Raw genomic sequence first — 18908 nt, 5'->3', positions numbered from 1 at the left:
TGCCGCCCCGCAACCCTTGTCGCTGCTGCGTTTGCAGTGCGTTTCGTGTTGCGAGGGGGCGAATAGTACGGGACACCCACAGGGTTGGCAAGCACTTTGTCATAAAAGTTTTATGCAACGATAAAAGCGACGCTCTAAGCACTCAACGGGACGTGATCAACCCTGTATAGAATCTGTGCATCGGCCTCCCCTGGCCCACTTTCAAAAGGAAGCATCCATGACTATTGAAGCGACGTGGTTGGCAAACTCCGGTTCGAGCTTGTGTGACCTAAGCAATGGCACGGCCCATTGGAAGGCGGATCTCGACGCACCGGCCGGCGATGCGACCCTTCCAAATCCTCATGACCTGCTGGATTCCGCCCTGGCTGCCTGCACCACCCTCACCCTGCAGATCTACGCAAAGCGGAGGAACTACGAGCTGCAGGAAGTTCGCGTGACGGTTTCGCATGAAGAGGCGCCCGGCACCTACAAACTGGTGCGACGCCTTGAACTCCAGGGCAATCTTGATGAGAAGGCCCGGGAGGATCTGCTGCGCGTCGCTAACAAGTGTCCGGTTCACAAGGTGCTCTCGTCCCAGATCTCGATCGACACCACGCTCGCAGGCTGACACATCTCCGGCGTCTTGATTTTATGAATGATAATCGTTATCATTAATTTCCTCGGGTTCAGACACGCCCGAGTCAGCAAATGGGTTCCCGGACACTTCACGTGTCCGGCCTTTTTCGCTATCCAGCCATTCTTCCCCTTCGTCATCACCCTGCCCTACTAGATCCGCAACGTTGCCTGGCAGCGCGACACGCACTTGTCGTCCACTGACCTTGCACCGTCGTTGGGCGCGTTCGCTCGCTTTGTGCGCTGCCCCACGCAGCCAGTGTTGCTACAGGTCGTAGGCGCCACCCCACCGCTTTGTTGGCCTGGGGCATCGGCTTACCATGAAGCCAAAAAAGAACATTGGCAGTGCGAAGCAAGGAATGCATCAGGAGCGGGGACACCTTGGCGAATTACATTGAAGAGTATTGCGCGCGCATCCGGCGGGGCGGCGCGCGAGGTCTTGCGGAGAAACCCGTCGTCATTGGTCAGGACAACATCTACGCGATGCACTACGTGCCGTACGAGCACTGGAACAACAGTGCGCGGCTCGTGATCGTCAGTACCACGCCCGGGCATACGCATGTCCGGCTTGCGGCAACCGTCACAGAGGAACTGCTGCAAACCCAAGCGCCAGGACCACGGATCCAGCGCGAGAACAAGCGCCGCGTGGAGTTGGGCGGGCGGATGGTGCGCCCTAACCTCATACGAATGCTCGACCACTTTCGCGTGCCGGCACTGATCAGCCAGCCAGATGCCACGTCCCTGTGGGATGAGGAGGGCTTCGATTCGATACAGCCGCTGGCGTTGCTGCCCCACGCCACGACACGCCGCGGGCTGACTTTCGACGGCCCGCTGGATGAACTGCTCGACACACCGATGCTGCGTGACGTGTTCCAACGGGAGTTTCTGGACCGGCTCCCGCAATATCCCCGGGACGCCCTCTACATCGGACTCGGGCGCACGGCATGGTCCGGGCTCGAACACGCCGTCCGAGCGGGGCTGCTCCGCCAGCAACAACTGCTGGGCATGATGCCCGTCCCCACACGGGCCGGCAGCATGGTGCGCTACTTCCTGCGCGAGGTCCGGGAAGCCGACCTTTCCCCCAACGATCCGGTCCGGCATCGCATCGCCTGGCTCGATGCCGCCCATCGGGAAATGGAAGCTGGCGTGGAACGGCTGCGCGCCGAATCGATACCTTCGGCACAACCTCGCCGGCTCACCGCCTGACCCTGTCGCCGAAGTGACCCAGACCCCACGTCGGTAGGGATCAACCCGCGCGTCCCAGGCCGATATTCCCTCTTGAGGAATCTGACCTCCTCGCATTCCCGATTGGCGGCCCCCGTTTGAGTGCGGAGGGCCGCAATTTTTTTGTGCCGTCGGACTGCCCGCATCGGCCAGTCGCAAATCCGACACCTTCCATGGAAAATTCCTACACGAACTGCGGAATCGTCGCATTACCTGAGCACTAACGCCTCCCTATACTGCCCCGTCATGTAGTGACCGCCCCACTGAATGGTCGGGCTACCACCAAGGCAGCAAGGCATGGCAAGCATTCTTATCGTCGACGACCACCCCGCGCTACGGCTGGCGCTGCGTACCCAGCTTTCACAGCTTCTGGGCGTGACAACGCTTCTGGAGGCCGATAACGGGCAAGGCGCGCTCAACCTGGTCCGGCAGCACAGGCCAGACCTTGTCCTGCTGGATCTCGACATCCCCCGCATGAGCGGCCTGGATGCCGTGCCACGCATACGTGCCCTCCACCCCGCCGTCCGCATCCTCGTACTTTCCGCCCAGGACCCCATCCCGTTCGCAGCACGTGCCTACCACGCCGGCGCACAAGGCTTCGTGAGCAAGACGCAAAACATGGACGCCATCCTCCGATGCGTCGAGAGCGTGCTTGGAGGCTTCACCGTATTCCCCAACAACAACCCTCGCGACAACCCGCGCGAAAGCCGCGTCGTCGGCGACAGCGAAGGACTGAGCAAGCTGACGGACAAGGAAGTGGAAATCCTGCGGATGCTGACCCGGGGCATGAGCAACAAGGCCATCGGCAAGGCGCTGTTCATCAGCAACAAGACGGTAAGCAGCTACAAGACCCGCGTGATGAAAAAGCTGGCTGCGGATTCACTGGTGGACCTGATCGACTTTGCCCGCCGCTGCCGGCTGATTCCATGACGTCCTCCGGCACCCCCTCCGTGCTGACCACCGAGGAATGCCAGGCGTTCGGCCCGGCGCTGGCAAGCGCCGCCCGCGAGGACCCCACCGTGTACCACCTGCTACTGACCCGTCTGATCGACGCCAACCATGGCGATCTCACCGATCTGCGTCGCGCCGCCAAACTGCGTGACTGGGCTGGCGTGCACCGGAGCATTCATCGCCTCAAGGGCAGTGCGGCGCTGGCCCGATGTCCGACGCTGGTCGCGGCGGGCAAGTCCATCGAGTCGGCGGCGAAGTATCGCAAGGCCGCCGTCGTGAACGCGCTGCTGCCGCGCTACGTCGCCATCGTCACCGAATTCAACGACCGATTGCGCGATCTGCGCAGTAACAGGCGCTCCGCGCCGGGCGGCGGCTACGTTCAAGGAATTTGATCAAGCCGTCCATCAGGCACGCGTGCAAGTGCCCCGGCACACTGGCAAACTGTGAACCTGCTCCGGCCGCGCCCCCAAGTCATGTCTGCCGCCGGGAGCGTCAACAGTTCAGGCGGGAGACCTTGTCGTGGGTGACTTACAGAGCTTGCTCGATGGTCACGGGCTGATGCTCGTGTTTCTCAATGTACTGGCCGAACAGGCCGGGCTGCCGATTCCTGCCTACCCCATGCTGTTCGTGGCGGGCGCATTGTCGATGCAACCGAACGGCCCCTCGATCGGCACGGTACTGTTCGCCGTGATTGCCGCCTGTCTGATCGCCGACACCGCCTGGTACTTCGCCGGAAAGCGGCTGGGCCAGCCAATGCTGCGCACGATCTGCCGCGTCTCGATCTCACCGGACACCTGCATCCGGCAGACCCAGTCGCTATACCTGCGCGTGGGCCCCCGTTCGCTGATCTTCGCCAAGCTGCTGCCTGGCGCCGGCGCGCTCTCCACGTCGATGGCTGGCATGACCGCCACGCCGTTCCTGACCTTCATCTTCTATGACGCGCTCGGCGCGCTGGTATGGGCCGGCGCCGCACTGGTCGCCGGCATGGTCTTCAGCGATTTCGTCGATACGATCCTGGCCGCCTTCAGCGCCTTTGGCCATATCGCTCTCATGGTGGTGCTCGGCGCCTTCGCGCTGTTCATCGCCTGGCGATTCTGGATGCGCTGGCGCCTGCTGCGCCGGTCCGGCCTGATTCCGCGCATGACGGTCATGGAATTCGAGCAGCGCCGGGCGGCAGGAGACAAGCCGGTCGTCGTCATCGATGTGCGCGCCCACGGCGCCGCCCCCATCGAGCGCATTCCCGGCTCGATCGTGATGGAAATCAAGGGCCCCTTCGACACGTTGTCCGGCCATGACGCCAGTTCCGACTTCGTGGTTTATTGCGCATGTCCACACGAGATGTCGGCTGCCGTCCTGGCCGAACGCCTGCGCACGGCCGGGTATCCGAACACCTGGGCGCTAGCGGGTGGATTCGACGAATGGAAGCGACTGCAAGGCACTTCGGGCCTGCCAACCGCCACGCCAGACGCGCCGCAGCAGATCATCGCGCACTAGACCCGGCGCCGGAGGCTCCACGCCGCCCTTTCGGTTCCCCTGTCGCTTCCTATACTTGGCCCAAACCGTTTGTGCACGGAGGGTGGCATGCCGGGCGAAGACCATGGTTGGGAAGAGGAAGCCGCGCGCGTGGCCCACCGCCGTCGCGCGCTCGATATTCCCGAGGTAGCAGGAACCGACGGGCGCAACCGCGCGCTGGCGCTTTCCGGGGGCGGCATTCGTAGCGCCACGTTCTGCCTGGGCGTGATGCAGGCACTGGCCGAAGCGCCTGCGCCTGATGCCACCCCCAATGCCACCCGCGAAGCCACCCCCGAAGCCACCCCCAATACCAGCGCCACGCCGGCCGACACCCCGGGCACGCGCTCGCTGCTGGCCCAGTTCGACTACCTTTCGACGGTCAGCGGCGGCGGCTACATCGGATCGTTCTTCACCAGCCTGTTCGTGCCGGGCCGCCTGCGCCGTGGCACCAGTCCGCTTCAGGCCGCGCAGGACGCCTATCGCACGCTGCAGTACGAGCCGCCGGGCCGTATCCGCACGGGAGATGTCTACAGCGACGCCCCGGGCCGGGCCGCCGTGGCATGGCTGCGCGAGAACGGTCGCTATCTCACCCCGACCGGTGCTGGCGACAACCTTTACGCGGCGGCAGTCATCGTCCGCAACTGGATGGCGATGCAATACGTCATCGGCAGTGCGTTGCTGGTCCTGCTGGCCGCCTTGGCATTGGGCCTGCACAAGGCCACCGGGACCTGGCCCGGCTTGTGGCAGGGCGAGATGGACCTCCTGCATGACGCACGCCAGGCCATCAACGACGGCGACCTGGGAATCTGGTGGAGTTCCTACCTCTGGATGCCGGTGGTATCCACCGTGCTGTTCGTGCTGCCGCCCGGCATCGCGTACTGGCTCGTCTATCCCACATCTGACAATCCACAGCAGCCGGTGCGCGCGCTCAACGGCGCCGTCCTGCTCACGATGCTGCTCGGCGCGCTGTTCCTTGCGGCATCGCTATGGTTCCAGGCAATTGAACCGAACATGCGCGTTGCCTACGCCTGTTTCGTGATCGGCGTGCTGGCGTGGCTCGGCGTGGCCGCCTGCCTGGTCATGCTGATGCCCGCGCCGCGCACGGTCACCAACTACCGTGTGCGCGCCACGCGGGTACTACGTAGCGCGATGGGGTTCACGGCGGTGCTGGCCGCGCTGGGCCTGGCCGACACCGTCGCCCGCACGTGCTACCTCTACAGCTTCATGGCGGCGCACCCATGGGCCGCTATCGGCCCGGCCGGCGCGCTCGGCGGCCTGGTGTGGCTGGTCCGCTACGGGGCGACGCTATTCGACGACGGCAAGCAGGGCGCCACGGATTCGGTCTGGCGCTCGCTGCTATCCCGGCTGCCCGTGTCGCTGCTCGCGGGATTGGTCGCCGCACTGGTCGCGCTGCTCGTCTTCGTGCTGTGGTCGTGGATCGTGCTCTGGGTGCGCTGGGACGGCGGCGAGCCCGTCGACTGGCATGTGTTCGGCAAGGCGTGGACCACCGCCGCGCTCGCCACCCTGACGTTGCTGGCGTTGTGCATGGCGATCGTGGTGGGACGCTTCGCGGGCTTCCTGAACCTGTCCACGCTGCAGTCGTTCTACGCGGCCCGCCTGACACGGGCTTACCTCGGCGCGTCCAACGGCAATCGATTCAGCACCCCGGCGACGGACCGCGCGGCACGCCAGCGCTTCAGCGTGGCCGAGCCCGCGCCGGATGACGCGCTCAGCCTCAACGACTACTACGATCCCCGCGTTCTGGCCCCGCTGCACCTGATCAACGTGACGATGAACCAGACGGTGGACCCCGCGGAGCAGCTCGTTCAACGCGACCGCAAGGGCAAGCCGCTCTGCATCGGCCCCGGACCCGCGCTGGTGCAGCCGGGCAATGCCCAGCAGCTTCCCGCCGACGCCTACGTACGCTTCACGGTCGACGGGCAACTCTGCTGCGCGAAATCGCAGCAGCCTGCCGGCGCCGCCACACGTTCGATCGAGATGGCGCAGGCGCGTACCGTCGGCGACTGGATCGCGATCTCTGGCGCCGCGATCTCCACGGGCCTCGGGCGCGCCACGACGCTGGGCACGTCGCTGCTGCTCGGGCTGGCCAATCTGCGCCTGGGGATCTGGTGGCCTTCAAACATGGCCGAAGGCGGATCGTGCGCGGTGCCGTCGGCCATGCGCCGCCCCGATATCGAACAGCGACTGCATCCGGCGCTGGGCGTGATCACAGGTCTGTTCCGCACGCAGTACTACCTTGCGTGCGAACTGGCCGCGCGCTTCCACGGCACACGGCGACGCTGGCAGTACCTGTCGGACGGCGGGCATTTCGAGAACACCGCCATCTACGAACTGCTGCGCCCCGAGCGCCGTGTCGGCCTGATCGTCGTCTGTGACTGCGGTTGCGACGGGGATTACCGCTTTGGCGATCTTGCCAACCTGATCCGGCTGGCGCGCATCGACTTCGGGCTTGAGATCGTTGTCGATCAGGCGGCGCCGGACGACGCCGTTCTGGGCCCGGTATTCGGCACGCCAGACGACTTCGCCGCCAATGCCCCACCCGAGTCCCGGGACAAGGTCGCCATCCTGCTCAACGTCCATATCGCCGGCCAGGCGGGGGCCCCCGACAGCGCGCCGATCACACGCATCGTGCTGCTCAAGCCTCGCCTGACGCCGTCGGCGCCAGCGGACGTGCGGCAGTACGGCGCAATACACCCGGCATTCCCGCAGGAAGGCACGGCCGACCAGTTCTTCGATGAAGCGCAGTGGGAAAGCTATCGCGCGCTCGGCGTGGCCATTGGTCGGCGCATTGCCAGCGGCGCCGTCGCGTCGCGGTTGTTCAGCCACGTGTGATTCGGCCGGGTGTAACGGTGGCCCCACGGCCGTCATGGCTACTTTGCCGCCGCCAGCACGATCTGGCCGCTGTGACTACCATAGCCCGTTCCTGATTCAAGACCTCGCGTGGCATGCGTCGCGCGAGGCATGCAAGCTTCCCCCATGATTCCCTATTCCCTGCTCGACCTCTCGCCCATCATCGAAGGCAGCGACGCCACCCAGGCCATGCGCAACACGCTGAGCCTGGCGCAGCACGCGGAACGTCTTGGCTATCGGCGCTTCTGGCTGGCCGAACACCACAACATGCCGGGCATTGCCAGTGCCGCCACGGCGGTGCTGATCGGGTACGTCGCCAACGGCACCTCGACGATCCGGGTCGGCTCCGGCGGCATCATGCTGCCCAACCATTCCCCGCTGGTGGTAGCCGAACAGTTCGGCACGCTGGCCTCGCTCTATCCGGGCCGGATCGACCTCGGGCTGGGCCGCGCGCCCGGCACCGACCAGGCCACGGCACGCGCGCTGCGCCGAACCCTGAGCCACGACTCGGCCGATTCATTCCCGCAGGATGTGGAAGAACTGCAGGCGTACTTTGATGAGGTGAGACCCGGCCAGCGCGTGCGCGCCGTGCCGGGCGCGGGGCTCAAGGTGCCACTGTGGCTCCTCGGCTCCAGCCTGTTCGGCGCGCAGCTAGCAGCGGCGATGGGCCTGCCTTTCGCGTTTGCTTCGCACTTTGCCCCGGGCTTCATGCGGCAGGCGATAGACCTGTATCGCCGCACCTTCCGCCCGTCGGAGCAGCTCGATCGTCCGCATGTGATGCTTGGCCTCAACGTGTTCGGCGCCGAGACCGACGCCGAGGCGCGTCGCCTGTTCAGTTCGCTGCAACAGCAGTTTCTGGCGTTGGTTCGCGGCACGCCGGGACAGCTCAAGCCGCCGGTCGACGATATCGAGCGTCTGTGGGATGCCAGCGAAGCGGAGCATATCCGCCGGTCCCTCGCCTGCTCGGTCGTGGGAGACCCGGCAGCGGTACGCGAGGGCATCCAGCGTTTCGTGGACGATTTGCGGCCAGATGAGCTGATGCTGACCGGCCAGATCTACGACCATGCCGCCCGGCTGCGATCGTTCGAGATCGCAGCCGATGCCATGCGCGCGCTACAGCCCGCATCATCGCAGACGGCGTGATGACGGGAAATCGTCGATAACAGGAAGGCCAGCAGGTTCAGACCGTTGCCAGCCGGAACGCCGACACCGCACGCATCATCGACTGCGCCTGCTCGGCCAGCGATTGCGCGGCAGCGGCCGCTTCTTCCACAAGCGCGGCATTCTGCTGCGTGACGGAGTCCATCTGCGTCACGGCCTGGCCCACCTGCTCGATGCCGGTGCTCTGCTCGGCCGACGCGGCGCTGATCTCGCCCATGATGTCGGTGACGCGTCTGACCGCGCCAACCACCTCCTGCATTGTGGCGCCGGCCTTGGCCACCAGTGTCGAACCGGTGTCGACCTGCGTCACCGAGTTGTCGATCAGCGTCTTGATCTCCTTCGCCGCATTGGCGCTGCGCTGAGCGAGACTACGCACCTCACCCGCCACCACCGCGAATCCGCGTCCTTGTTCACCGGCGCGCGCGGCTTCCACCGCCGCGTTCAGCGCCAGGATGTTGGTCTGGAATGCGATGCCCTCGATCACGCCGATGATGTCGACGATCTTGCGCGAGGCCTGGTTGATCTCGCCCATCGTGCTCACCACTTCGCTGACCACCTCGCCGCCACGGTTGGCGATCTCCGACGCGTTGACGGCCAGCGCGCTGGCCTGCCGCGCATTGTCGGCGTTCTGGCGCACGATGCCGGTCAGCTCCTCCATGCTCGATGCGGTCTGCTCGAGCGCGGCGGCCTGCTGTTCGGTCCGTTGCGACAGATCGTTGTTGCCAGCCGAGATCTGATGCGTGGCGCTGGCAATGGCGCCGGCCGCGCCGCGGATATCGCCCAGCGTTGCGGCAAGTCGCTCCTGCATCTGCTGCATGGCGGCCAGCACGCTGCGATCGTCGTCACCGCGCACCTGCAGCGGCACGGTCAGGTCGCCGCCCGCGATACGCGTCACTGATTCCACGGCGTAGGCCGGCTCGCCACCAAGACTGCGCTTGACCGTCCGCATGATCATGCCCATCACGGCCGCAATCAGCGCTCCGATCAGCAAGGTACTGGCGATCGCGTTGATCAGGTTGGCGCGGAAGGCATCCTCGATGTCGACCAGGAACACGCCCGTGGCGACGAACCAGTCCCAGTCCGCCACGTAGCGCCCATAGGTCAGCTTGCGCTTCGGCGTTTCGGTACCGGGCAGGCGGCCCCGGTAAGTGGAAAAGCCAGCGTCCTCGCCGGTGGTGCGGCGCGCGCCTTCGATAATCGCGCGGTAGACGTACACCCCGTCAGGGTCCTTGAAGTCGCCGACCATGTTGCCTTCGGTCTGCGGCAGGCCCGGGTTCAGCACCACCTGCGGCTTGGAATCGACGATGAACAGGTAGCCGTTCTGGCCGAAGCGCATCGCGCGCAGCGCGTCCTTGGCGGCGGCCTGGGCGTCCTCTTTCGACATCACGCCCTTGGCGGCGCGTTCAGCGTACAGCTTGACGATGCCCTCGCCGGTGGTCACGAGCGATTGCAGCGCATCGCGCCGCTCGGCCATCATCACGGACCGCGCGTGGAAGGCATTCCATGTACCGAGCGCAAGCAGCAGCAACCACATGACGGCAAGCGCCGCCCAGAGTTTGGTATTGAGGGTAAGTCGATTCATGATCCGACAGGGGGGTTACCTGAGACCTCATGAATATCGGCACACCGCGGCAAAACCCTTAGTCCGCCCCTGGTCGGGATCACGCCACTGGCGCCGCACACCGCCTGCGTGGAGAATGCGTTATCCGCCACGCGAGCGCCCGACGCCTAGCTGCCATGACGTTCACCTTTGTCGAATCTGATCCAACCGAGACCGATCCGCTGCAGGGTGAGCTGGCCCTGCTGGAACACGCGATCAGCACCGGCCCGGTGGCGCAACTCTGGGAGGCGCCGCTCTCGCTGGTCATCCCGCGCAGCTACCTGCGCCAGCCGGGTATCGAGGAGGCGCGGGCCCAGTTCGCGGCCCAGGGTTGCCCGGTCTGGTTGCGCATGTCCGGTGGCGGGCTGGTGCCGCAGGGTCCAGGCATCCTCAATGTCAGCCTGGCCTACGCTGTACCCCGGGGCGTGGCGACGTGGATGGAACCGGTCTACCTCCATCTGTGCGAAGTCATCGCCCAAGGGCTGCGCGAGGTCGGCGTGGAAACCCATTGGCAGGCCGTGGAAGGTTCGTTCTGCGATGGCCGCTTCAACCTGGCGTGGGGCCCCGGCGATAGCGCCCGCAAGATCGCAGGCACAGCGCAGTACTGGCGCCGCGCCCCAAGCGCGGTGCAGACACCCGACGGTCAGCGGCACCTCGTGCTGGCCCATGCCATCCTGCTCGTGGACGCGGACCCGGTCGAAATCAACGCCCGCGCCAATGCGTTCGAAGCGGCCATCCATAGCGGCCGCCACTACGATCCGGCCAAGGTGGTCAGCGTGCGCGAGGCGTCGGGTATCGACGATGCCACCGGCCTGACCGAAACTGTGAAGACGGCGATCCGGAACGCCATCGCGCGCTCGACGGCGCCCGGGCAATAAGCCCCGCTAGTTCTGCGGCGAGAACCTGATATCGCCGTACCAGGCGCGTGCCACGCCGCCCGTGTTGTCGGTATCGGTCAGGATGCCGTAGCCGGTCAGCTTGCCGGGCTTCTCATGAAAGACTTTCTCGAAATCGGCGACGACATTGCGACGCAGGCTCTGCCATTTGCCCACCTCGTTACCGACCACGATCATCTGCACCCGGCTGGAATGAGGATTCTCGATGACGGTACCGGGCGCGGCGCTGTTGGTCCAGATGTACATCAGCGTGGCGTAAGGCAGACTCTCGCCCAGGGCATGGGCCGCGAACATCTCGGCGCGATCGCCAATCGACAGGCTGTCGACCTGACCGCCGAAGAAGAACACGAGCCGTGCGGGCGAGTCCTCGCGGTCGGCCACGCGATTGTCGGCATTCTGGATCGGCGCGGCCACCTTCCAGCGCCACGAGACGACCGGTGTCTTGTTCAGATCGAAGTCGCCTTCGTGTACCAGCCCGGATGCCGAGCCGCTGGCATCGGCTTCGAGCACCGTGGTACCTTGGTCCGCCACCAGCACATAACCGGTCATCTTTTTTCCGGGCAGAACCGGCCTGTTCTGCCATCCGCTCGGCAGCCCGCTGCCGGGCCGGGCCGTTGAGAATGCAACCCCTGGCTCCACCGTCTGCGCGCGTAACGGCACGCAGTGGAAAACGGCTGGCAGCAGACAGGCCGCCAGTCCCAACAGCCGGGCTTTGGTGAGGATAGACGGCATAGTGACCGTTGATGTCGGGATGCGTTGGACGAGGATGACACGAGCATTCTAGGTGCCCGCCGTGATCGCTGTCGACGCGGCGTCGAAAACAAGAACGCGGGAACGGGAACGGTCGGTATGGATCTGATTGTCGGCATCATTGGCTGGCTCTGCGTCGAACTCGTTTTTTACGGCCTGTTCTATGCGATCGGCTGGAGCTTCATCAAGATGGTCACACTGGGGCGCCATCCGGGCCCATGGCGGGGAGCGGAAAGTTTCGTCGACGCCGAACTCGTGGCATTCGCCGGCATCGTTGTCACGTTGGTCGTGGTCTTGGTCGCCTGGAAGTACCTGGCGCCCTGATGCGTCGACGCTGCGCCATCCGCTGATGTGATACGAAAAGATCACATTGACAGTTACTTACAACTGCGCGGCCGCGCGGTCATGCCAGGGTGATAAGGTGCTCCGTCGCGCGGGCCAGCCGCTACCGGCTGGCTGCCACGTATCCTGAGATCCCTTGCCACACCCTAGATTTCGTTCGCTCCACGTGCCTTCATCCGTCCTGATGCGTCGCCTGACGCTCGCCGCAGCCGCTACGGTCACCGCGATCGCCGCGCTGGTCGCGCCCCCCGCCCTGGCCGAGGGGACCGTCACGGCGGCGGACGCCGACCAGCCGGCAGCGCTGACCAAGGCCCCGGACGCCGCCCAGGCGCTCGCGCCCGTGCGCTTCCTGCTAACGTTCGACGACGGACCCGATAGCGGCCCCGACGGCAGCACGCCCGTGATCCTGCGCCAGCTTGCCAACAATCCGATTACGCCCGGCATCAAGGCCGTCTTCTTCGTCCAGACCGCGCACCGGCGCCGTGGCGGCAGCCCGGAGGGGCAGGCGCAGATGCGCGACACCTGCGCGGCAGGCCACCTGCTGGCCGTGCACAGCGGCCTGCCCGAAGGGCACGTCCCGCACACCCGCCTGACGCCGGAAAAGCTCGCCGACTCGCTGCGCTCTGGTGAGGCCGACATCGTCGCGCAGTGCGGCCACGTCGCCCCCGTGGTGCGGCCGCCCGACTGGGCCCATAACGACGCCACCGAGGCCGTCTATCACCAGCTCGGTCTGGACATGCTGATGGCCGACGCCAACGCGCGCGACGGCAAGATCTACGGCTGGCATATCAGCCTGCGCCGGCGCTCGCACATGGTCAGCGAGCTCGAACGGGTTGGCCGCGCCATGGCCACGCACCGGCTCGAACCGGTGAACGGCGTGGTGCCGGTGATCGTTGCTTTTCACGACACCAATGACTTCACGGCGTCGCACATGACCGATTACCTGCAGATCTTGGTCGATGCGGCGCGCGAAAACGGTTTGCCGCTGGCCGATCCGCCGTTCTATACCGATACAGGCGCCGCCGAACAAGCCGCCGTCGCCCGTGCCAAGGCAGGGCTGTACGCACGCGAAAGCTGGCCCTGATCCGGTACATGGTCGGCTTGCCCTTGTGTGAAGCGGGGACATACGGAATCGTCCCGGAAGTGCTACGCTAGTTGCCCGTGGTGCCCTTACCAGGAGAAACACCGTGCCCCGCAAGACCCCCATCGAACGCTACCGAAATATCGGCATCAGTGCGCACATCGACGCTGGCAAGACGACGACGACGGAGCGCATCCTCTTCTACACCGGCGTGAACCACAAGCTGGGCGAGGTGCACGACGGCGCGGCCACCATGGACTGGATGGAGCAGGAGCAAGAGCGCGGTATCACCATCACGTCCGCCGCCACCACGGCGTTCTGGAAAGGCATGGCCAACAACTATCCGGAACACCGCATCAACATCATCGACACGCCCGGACACGTGGACTTCACCATCGAGGTGGAACGCTCGATGCGCGTGCTTGATGGCGCCTGCATGGTCTATGACGCCGTGGGCGGCGTGCAGCCGCAATCGGAAACCGTCTGGCGTCAGGCCAACAAGTACAGCGTGCCGCGCATCGCGTTCGTCAACAAGATGGATCGCGTGGGCGCGGACTTCTTCCGCGTGCGCACGCAGATTGCCGACCGCCTCAAGGGCAATGCCGTGCCGATCCAGATCCCCGTTGGCGCCGAGGACCACTTCAAGGGTGTGGTCGATCTGGTCAAGATGCGCGCGATCGTCTGGGACGACGACAGCCAGGGCGTCCGGTTCGAATACACGGACATCCCGCCCGAACTCGTTGCCACCGCGAAGGAATGGCACGACAAGATGGTTGAGGCCGCGGCCGAAGCCAGCGAGGAGCTGCTCGAGCGTTACCTGAGCGGCGAGCCGCTGTCCGAGGAAGAGATCAAGACCGGCCTGCGCAAGCGCACGGTGGCCGGCGAAATCGTGCCGATGCTCTGCGGCAGCGCGTTCAAGAACAAGGGAGTGCAGGCGATGCTCGACGCCGTGATCGACTACCTGCCCTCCCCGGTGGACGTGCCCGCCATCCTGGGGCATACCGAGGACGACAAGGAAGCCGAGCGCCACCCGAGCGACGACGAGCCGTTTTCCGCGCTGGCGTTCAAGATCATGACCGATCCGTTCGTCGGTCAGCTGATCTTCTTCCGCGTCTATTCCGGTGTGGTCAATTCCGGCGACACGGTCTACAACCCGGTAAAGGGCAAGCGCGAGCGCCTGGGCCGCATCCTGCAGATGCACGCCAACGTGCGCAACGAGATCAAGGAAGTGCGCGCGGGCGACATCGCTGCGGCGGTGGGGCTCAAGGAAGCCACCACGGGCGACACGCTGTGCGACCCGGACAAGGTCATCATCCTCGAACGCATGAGCTTCCCGGAGCCCGTGATTTCGCAGGCCGTGGAACCGAAGACCAAGGCCGACCAGGAAAAGATGGGCATCGCCCTGAACCGGCTGGCGCAGGAAGATCCTTCGTTCCGCGTGGCGACCGACGAGGAATCCGGCCAGACGATCATTTCCGGCATGGGCGAGCTGCATCTGGAAATCCTGGTCGACCGCATGAAGCGCGAGTTCGGCGTGGAGGCATCGGTCGGCAAGCCGCAGGTGGCGTATCGTGAAACGATCAAGGGCAAGGCCCGCGACGTCGAAGGCAAGTTCATCAAGCAGTCGGGCGGCCGTGGACAGTATGGCCACGTGGTGCTCGATGTGGAACCGATGCCGCAGGGCGGCGGCTACGAGTTCGTCGATGCCATCAAGGGTGGCGTGGTGCCGCGCGAGTTCATCCCCGCGGTGGACAAGGGCATCCGCGAAACACTGGAAACGGGAGTGCTGGCCGGTTACCCGGTGGTCGACGTGAAAGCCACGCTGGTGTTCGGCTCGTACCACGACGTCGACTCGAACGAGAACGCGTTCCGCATGGCCGGCTCGATGGCATTCAAGGAAGGGATGCGGCGCGCCAAGCCGGTGCTACTGGAACCGATGATGGCCGTGGAGGTGGAAACACCCGAGGAATTCACCGGCAACGTGATGGGCGATTTGTCATCGCGGCGCGGCATGGTGCATGGTATGGAAGACATCGCCGGCGGTGGCGGCAAGATCGTGCGCGCCGAAGTGCCGCTGGCGACGATGTTCGGCTATTCGACGTCGCTGCGTTCGCTGACCCAGGGCCGTGCCACGTTCACGATGGAATTCAAGCATTACGCCGAGGCACCGGCCAACGTGGCGGAAGCGGTGATCAACGCGCGCAAGGTTGGATAAGTCGCGCAGCAGGGCCGACAAACCCGGGGATTTGGACCTGTCCGCTTCCCCAGCCGTAACCGCCGGCCCACCGGCGGCCTTCGCACTTTCAGGAGCGCATCATGATGGCATTTCTTGGCACCGTGTTCGTTGGCCTGATCGTCGGTCTGATTGCTAGAGCGATCAAGCCCGGCGACGACAAGATGGGTTGGATCATGACGATCGTCCTCGGCATTCTGGGGTCGGTGGCGGCGGGTTACGTGGGACGCGCCCTTGGCATGTATCAGCCCGGGCAACCGGCCGGCTGGATTGCCTCCGTGATCGGCGCCATCGTGCTGTTGGCGATCTACGATATGGTCCGGCGCAAAGCCTGAGCCCTGGGCCCTGAGCCATAAACCCCGCGGCGATCCCGGCACGGCCGGGGTCGCTCAGTTCTCGCAGCGGAGCAGTGTCGCGTCGCTACCGGGCGCGACCATCGCCGTGATCTGCGGCGCCAACGAGCGCAGCACCCGCAATGACAATGCGCTGGTGAACGAGTAACGCGCGGCGTAGGGCTCCCGCACGTGAATCGTCACGGTGCCGAAATAGCGATCACCGAGCAGGAACACGAACGTCGCCGAGCGGCTGACCGAACGCGACGAAATCACGCGGCCACCCGGGCCATAGGTCTGGAAGCGTTGGTCGCCGGTGCCGGTCTTACCGGCAATAATCAATGGCGCCCCCACCGCCTGCCCCCTCCGATTCAATGGCACGAACGCACCGCTGATGGACTTGGCGGTGCCGTTCTGCACGACATCGAGCATGGAGCGCCGCACCAGCATGGCGATCTCCGGCACGATCAACGGCTTGCCGGGCGCCGGTTGCAGCCGGTAGGCGCTTGCGTAGGGAGTGTCCGACGCGAAGGCCAGCGCGCGCACCGTCGAGGGCTGGGCGTCCACCCCGTTGGCCAGGATGATCCCCGCCAGTTCGGCCAGCGCGGCAGGCCGGTCACCCGATGCGCCGATCGCCGTGCCGTAGGACGGCGTGAGCGAATCGAACGGATAGCCCAGCCGTTGCCAGCGCGTGGCGATCTTCCCAAAGGCCTCGCGTTCCAGCAGCGTGCGAATGCGGCCATCCTGACCGAGCTTGCTGCGCGTCTTGAACAACCATGCATAGACAGTCTGGCGATCGGGCGCGCTCGCCTTCAGGATCTCCTTCAGCGTCGCATCCGGATGCGCGCCCAAATACTCGACCATCCACAGTTCCAGCGGATGGATGCGCGACAGGTAGCCCCGATCGTTGAGGTTGAACTTGTCGTGGCCGTACTTCACATACAGCGCCTGCAGGTCATCGTCCGACAGCGCCTCCTTCTGCTTCGGCATCCACTGGCGCAGCGTGCGCGCGTATGTCTCGAAATCGGTGTTTGGCCGCGCGCTCAGTAACGTGACGGACAGCCGCACGGCCGCCAGATGCGGCGTCGGCTGCTTGACCCGGCCGAGCAGCACCTTGAGCCGCTCGTCGTTGTCCTTGCCGCGATAACGCTGGTAGAACGCGGTCATGAACGCCGTACCTTCTTCGTCGGCAAACTGTTCGAGATAAGCGCGACGCCCGGGCGCGTAGCGGTCCTCGAGCAAATCACGTGCGTCAGGGTGCGCCTGGTAAACCTCATAACGCACGATGTCCCGCATCATCCGCACGAACACCAGGTTGACCGAATGCTGGAAGCCCACGCGCACGGTCATCTGGTGCTCGCCTTCCCATTTCTCGAAATTCGAGAAGCTCTGCATGCCACCGCCGGTAAAGAACGCCTCTCCGGCGCTGCCCGAATACTTGCGCTCCATCGCGGCATCGAGCATCGTGGCCAGCCGGCGGTCAGCCGGGGATTTCGCGGCGATCAGGTAGTCGACCGCCCAGCGCGTCAGCACATCCTGGCGCGGCACCTGGAGCGCGGTCAGCTCGGCACGGCTCATGTCCGCGTAGCGATCATGCAGTTCGCTGATGATCTCGAGATACGTCACCAGCGTGCGCAGCTTGGCGGTCGACCCGAGATTGAGCCGCGCCCCGGCGTTGATGTCGAACGGCTGGTCGACATTGTCAGTCTGCACGCGCACCACGCTCGCATTGCCAACGCGCTCGAACAGCGTGAAGCTGGCCACGAGACGCGACGGGTCATCGCCTTCGCGCAGCAGATTCTTGCCATACAGGCCCATCTCGTGCGCTACGCCCTTGTCACGCATCCGCAGCAGCGTATCGGTAACCAGGCGCTGTGCCTCGCGATTGATGGTGCTGTCGACGGTCAGGTCCAGCCGGTCCAGGTCATAGCGGCTGTTGATGCCGATCATGTGCGAGACATCGTTACTGACCTGGTTGACGGCCTTGCGCGTGACCCACGGCTCGGCTTCCGGGCGTGGCGGCGGCGGAGCCTTGTCCAACGACTGCTCCAGCGCCGCGTCCCTCAACTCCGGCGTGATGACGTTGTTCGCAGCCAGCAGGCGCAGGTAGCTGCCTGTCAGCGCATCGAGGTTCGTGTCATCGCGCCGCAGGTGATACGACGGACGCCGCTGCGAGATGATCAGTGACAGCGCACGCTTGTAAGCCTGCGCTTCACGTGGCGTGGGGGCGCGCGGATTCATCTGCTGCAGCGCGGCGTTGAACTCGCTGAAATCTTCGCCATACCAGACGTAAAGCGCGTCGCCGATACCGTTGATCTCGCCGTGGCCGACACGTGCCGACAGCGGCACGGTATTCAGATAGTCCAGCACGACGTTCTCACGCACGCGCTGCGTGTCGGGTCCGTCATGGTAGGCGCGCAGTGAAGCGGAGGCCATCTGCCGGAACTTCTCGGAGACCGACTGCGTTTTTCCCTTCGGGGAATGCCGGAACTTCTCGATCTGTGTGGCCAGTGTGCTGCCGCCGGGCGTGTCGTGATGCCGGTCAGCGAACTTGATGCCCTGGTCGAGTACCGCACGCGACAGCCGGCGCCAATCCAGCGCCGGATTCATCATCGGATACTCGGGATTGAGCAGGTTCTGGTTCTCCACATAGAGCAGAGAGGAGATCAGCACCTTCGGAATCGACTCGAAGTTGTCATATTGGCGCTGCGGGTAGCGCGCGAATGCCAACGTCAACGCGTTGCAGTCGCGCACTAGCAGGCCGGCCTGGTTCTTCTCGCGATAGGGCGGAAAGATGCCGTTGTCCATCAGTCGCACCATGTCGGGCGACATGCGCGCCTGGGAACTGGTCACGTAACCTTGCTTGAGCAGACGCTCGCCAAACTCACCCAGGCGCTCGTAGCCGAGTCGCTCGTCGTAGGGGCCGGAGTGTGGGTAGCGGATGCTGTCGCTGGGGCCCGGCTCGATGGAGTACGTCAACGACTGGCCCAGCCGGCTCATGTACCGAGCCTGCCATTGCGAGGTGCGAACCTCATTCGCGACGAGGCTCACAACGATGTAGGTGCCGCCGCATGCGGCGACCGTCATCCCGACGAGAATCCAGCCACGACGTGACACGTTTCGCATCCGGTTGCGCCGGGCCTGCCGTCTCGGCGGGCGTCACCGGCTCATAGCCTCACGCAAGCCGGCCGTCATTTGACGGCCGTGCGTGCTTTTATATTACGCCCAACCGCAGCGGTTTGCCGCAGGGAAGTTGGCTGGCGCACATGGGCGTCAGCCTTCGTGCACTGGGCGCAACAGGCAGCTTGGGAATCACACCCGGAATGGGGATGCGGGAGGCTAC

Annotated in this window: 15 protein-coding genes; 12 read left to right on the top strand and 3 right to left on the bottom strand. The window is 65.0% G+C overall.

The annotated features are described in order from the left end of the window. Nucleotides 1-217 precede the first annotated feature (217 nt). The 7 genes from RN01_RS28030 (at nucleotide 218) to RN01_RS28000 (ending at nucleotide 8313) form a co-directional block, all read left to right on the top strand. Nucleotides 218-607, top strand: a complete 390-nt coding sequence (locus tag RN01_RS28030; RefSeq protein WP_017514622.1) for an OsmC family protein — start codon at nucleotides 218-220, stop codon at nucleotides 605-607. Between the two features lie 386 nt (nucleotides 608-993). Beyond that, entirely contained in the window at nucleotides 994-1818 is an 825-nt protein-coding gene (locus RN01_RS28025; RefSeq protein ID WP_017514620.1) for a hypothetical protein, read from the top strand. Between the two features lie 315 nt (nucleotides 1819-2133). Further along, nucleotides 2134-2766 (top strand): response regulator transcription factor, encoded by a 633-nt coding sequence (locus tag RN01_RS28020; RefSeq protein WP_008645493.1) that lies wholly within the window; start codon nucleotides 2134-2136, stop codon nucleotides 2764-2766. Further along, nucleotides 2763-3179 (top strand): Hpt domain-containing protein, encoded by a 417-nt coding sequence (locus tag RN01_RS28015; RefSeq protein WP_017514619.1) that lies wholly within the window; start codon nucleotides 2763-2765, stop codon nucleotides 3177-3179. Before RN01_RS28020 ends, RN01_RS28015 begins: the two co-directional genes overlap by 4 nt. Nucleotides 3180-3306: 127 nt before the next feature. Then, nucleotides 3307-4281 carry a DedA family protein/thiosulfate sulfurtransferase GlpE gene (locus RN01_RS28010; RefSeq protein WP_011518143.1) on the top strand — a complete coding sequence of 325 codons (975 nt, stop codon included), beginning with the start codon at nucleotides 3307-3309 and terminating at the stop codon, nucleotides 4279-4281. Nucleotides 4282-4368: 87 nt separating this feature from the next. Further along, nucleotides 4369-7152, top strand: a complete 2784-nt coding sequence (locus RN01_RS28005) for a hypothetical protein (RefSeq protein WP_024570589.1) — start codon at nucleotides 4369-4371, stop codon at nucleotides 7150-7152. A 144-nt stretch (nucleotides 7153-7296) separates the two neighbouring features. Further along, on the top strand, nucleotides 7297-8313 hold the full coding sequence (locus RN01_RS28000) for an LLM class flavin-dependent oxidoreductase (protein WP_017511081.1): 1017 nt from the start codon (nucleotides 7297-7299) through the stop codon (nucleotides 8311-8313). Nucleotides 8314-8350: 37 nt separating this feature from the next. Here RN01_RS28000 and RN01_RS27995 read toward each other — a convergent pair whose 3' ends face one another. After that, the gene (locus tag RN01_RS27995; protein ID WP_024570590.1) at nucleotides 8351-9913 is read right to left on the bottom strand and encodes a methyl-accepting chemotaxis protein; all 1563 of its coding nucleotides are present in this window, start codon (nucleotides 9911-9913) and stop codon (nucleotides 8351-8353) included. Nucleotides 9914-10068: 155 nt separating this feature from the next. Between RN01_RS27995 and RN01_RS27990 the strand changes: the two genes are divergently transcribed. Beyond that, nucleotides 10069-10809 carry a lipoate--protein ligase family protein gene (locus RN01_RS27990; RefSeq protein ID WP_017511079.1) on the top strand — a complete coding sequence of 247 codons (741 nt, stop codon included), beginning with the start codon at nucleotides 10069-10071 and terminating at the stop codon, nucleotides 10807-10809. A 6-nt stretch (nucleotides 10810-10815) separates the two neighbouring features. On the opposite strand, the gene RN01_RS27985 is transcribed toward RN01_RS27990, so the two are convergent. Then, nucleotides 10816-11559 (bottom strand): DUF3047 domain-containing protein, encoded by a 744-nt coding sequence (locus RN01_RS27985; protein WP_080672901.1) that lies wholly within the window; start codon nucleotides 11557-11559, stop codon nucleotides 10816-10818. A gap of 117 nt (nucleotides 11560-11676) precedes the next feature. Here RN01_RS27985 and RN01_RS27980 point away from each other — a divergent pair, with 117 nt between their 5' ends. The 4 genes from RN01_RS27980 to RN01_RS27965 all read left to right on the top strand — a co-directional run bounded on the left by RN01_RS27980 (nucleotide 11677) and on the right by RN01_RS27965 (nucleotide 15568). Then, nucleotides 11677-11901, top strand: coding sequence for a hypothetical protein (locus RN01_RS27980; protein WP_017511078.1), 225 nt, complete (start codon nucleotides 11677-11679; stop codon nucleotides 11899-11901). Nucleotides 11902-12085: 184 nt separating this feature from the next. Further along, nucleotides 12086-13003, top strand: coding sequence for a polysaccharide deacetylase family protein (locus tag RN01_RS27975; RefSeq protein WP_223277396.1), 918 nt, complete (start codon nucleotides 12086-12088; stop codon nucleotides 13001-13003). Between the two features lie 103 nt (nucleotides 13004-13106). Next, nucleotides 13107-15215 (top strand): elongation factor G, encoded by a 2109-nt coding sequence (gene fusA / locus RN01_RS27970; RefSeq protein WP_008645473.1) that lies wholly within the window; start codon nucleotides 13107-13109, stop codon nucleotides 15213-15215. A 101-nt stretch (nucleotides 15216-15316) separates the two neighbouring features. Next, the gene (locus RN01_RS27965) at nucleotides 15317-15568 is read left to right on the top strand and encodes a GlsB/YeaQ/YmgE family stress response membrane protein (RefSeq protein ID WP_011518135.1); all 252 of its coding nucleotides are present in this window, start codon (nucleotides 15317-15319) and stop codon (nucleotides 15566-15568) included. 54 nt (nucleotides 15569-15622) lie between these two features. On the opposite strand, the gene RN01_RS27960 is transcribed toward RN01_RS27965, so the two are convergent. Further along, the gene (locus tag RN01_RS27960) at nucleotides 15623-18691 is read right to left on the bottom strand and encodes a transglycosylase domain-containing protein (RefSeq protein ID WP_164846176.1); all 3069 of its coding nucleotides are present in this window, start codon (nucleotides 18689-18691) and stop codon (nucleotides 15623-15625) included. Between the last annotated feature and the right edge of the window lie 217 nt (nucleotides 18692-18908).

The sequence above is a fragment of the Cupriavidus sp. SHE genome (assembly GCF_000812445.1).
Taxonomy (GTDB): domain Bacteria; phylum Pseudomonadota; class Gammaproteobacteria; order Burkholderiales; family Burkholderiaceae; genus Cupriavidus; species Cupriavidus metallidurans.
Note: the sequence above shows the minus strand (reverse complement) of the source record. Positions and strands in the feature narration are given on the sequence as shown.